The sequence below is a fragment of the Streptomyces sp. NPDC058880 genome, from assembly GCF_042742535.1.
GTDB lineage: Bacteria > Actinomycetota > Actinomycetes > Streptomycetales > Streptomycetaceae > Streptomyces.
Genome location: NZ_JBHYMC010000137.1, coordinates 1 through 1637, shown reverse-complemented (window position 1 = coordinate 1637; position 1637 = coordinate 1). Strand labels below are relative to the sequence as shown.

Below are 1637 nucleotides of genomic sequence, written 5' to 3'. Positions count from 1 at the left end.
GGTCAGCGATCCAGCGCACCTTCGGTGCGCGCCGGGGGCGTGGTAAATCCCGTGGCGCGCGCCGGGGGTGCTTCTGTCTGCCCTGACGTGGGCTGATGCAGTCCGGGACGCTGGTGGGGTTCGTTCCGGCCGAAACCGAAGTGTCTGTGATGCCGGTGAGCTCGCAGGTCAGCGTGGTGCCGAGGGCCGTCCACGGGAACCGTGGAGTGTTGCTGTGAGCACGTGCGTCAGAATTCCTGATTCACCCTGGCCCTCCCGGAACGGCGTACCGCTCGGCCGCCGAGGAAGGGATCGGGACATGGACGTGCTGCACGAACGCTGTGCCGGTGTGGACATCAGCAAGAAGGACGCCAAAACGTGCGTCCGCACCCCGAGCACGAAACGGCGAGGCTCGTTCACGACCGAGACCACGACCTGGGGATCGACGACGAACGCGGTGCTCGCCCTGCGCGATCACCTGCTCGCCGCCCAGGTCACCCTGGTGGTGATCGAGGCGACCTCGGACTACTGGAAGCCCTTCTACTACCTGCTGGCCGACGAGCTGAACGTGATCCTGGTCAACGCCCGTCAGGTCAAGAACCTGCCCGGCCGCAAGACGGACGTCTCGGACGCGGCCTGGCTGGCCCAACTCGGCTCACACGGCCTGGTCCGGCCATCGTTCGTCCCGCCCCAGCCGGTACGTGAACTGCGGGACCTGACCCGCGCCCGCACCCAGATGACCCGCGAACGCGGCCAGATCGTCCAGCGCCTGGAGAAGCTCCTCGAAGACACCGGGATCAAACTCTCCGCGGTCGCCTCCGACATCATGGGCGTCTCCGGCCGGGCCATGCTTGAAGCCCTCGTCGAGGGCGAACACGACCCGCAGGCCCTCGCGGAACTGGCCAAGCGCCGTCTCCGCAACAAGATCCCTGAACTCACCGAGGCCCTGACCGGACGCTTCCGCGAGCACCACGCCTTCCTGACCCGGCTACACCTGGACCACTACGACCAGCTCACCGCCGCCATCGGGCAGCTCGATACGCGGATCGAGGAGGCGATGGCCCCCTTTCGCCCCGCCCTCGACCTGCTCGACACCATCCCCGGAATCAACCGGGCCGTCGCCGAAGTGATCATCGCGGAGACCGGAGGCGACATGAGCCGATTCGCCACCGCCAAGCACCTCGCCTCCTGGGCCGGAGTCTGCCCCGGCCACCACGAGTCCGCCGGCCGCACCAAGAACACCAAGGTCCGGCCCGGCAACCCCTACCTCAAGGGCGCACTCGGCCTGGCCGCGTTCGGCGCGGTGAGAACCAAGGACACCTACCTCGCCGCCCGCTACAAGAGGCTGACCGCCCGCCGCGGCCCGCTCCGCGCTCTCGTCGCCGTCGAACATTCGATCACCACCGCGATCTGGCACATGCTCACCGATGACGTCCCCTACCAGGAACTCGGCGGCACCTACTTCACCCAGCGCGACCCCGAACGCGCCACCCGCCGCGCGATCAACCAACTCAACCAGCTCGGCTATACCGTCACCCTCAACCCGAGGGAAGACGACGCGGCCTGACCAACAGCTCCAGACACCCGGCGCCCCAAGGCCACCGGGCACCCAGTGCTGCCAACCCCCGCCCTGACCTGCTGCTATTTACGCGTCAGAC

Annotated in this window: 1 protein-coding gene; it reads left to right on the top strand. The window is 67.9% G+C overall.

Going from position 1 to position 1637, the window contains the following annotated elements:
- Positions 1-298: 298 nt before the first annotated feature.
- On the top strand, positions 299-1546 hold the full coding sequence (locus ACFW2G_RS33055) for an IS110 family transposase (RefSeq protein ID WP_384585646.1): 1248 nt from the start codon (positions 299-301) through the stop codon (positions 1544-1546).
- The last annotated feature ends 91 nt before the right edge of the window (positions 1547-1637 follow it).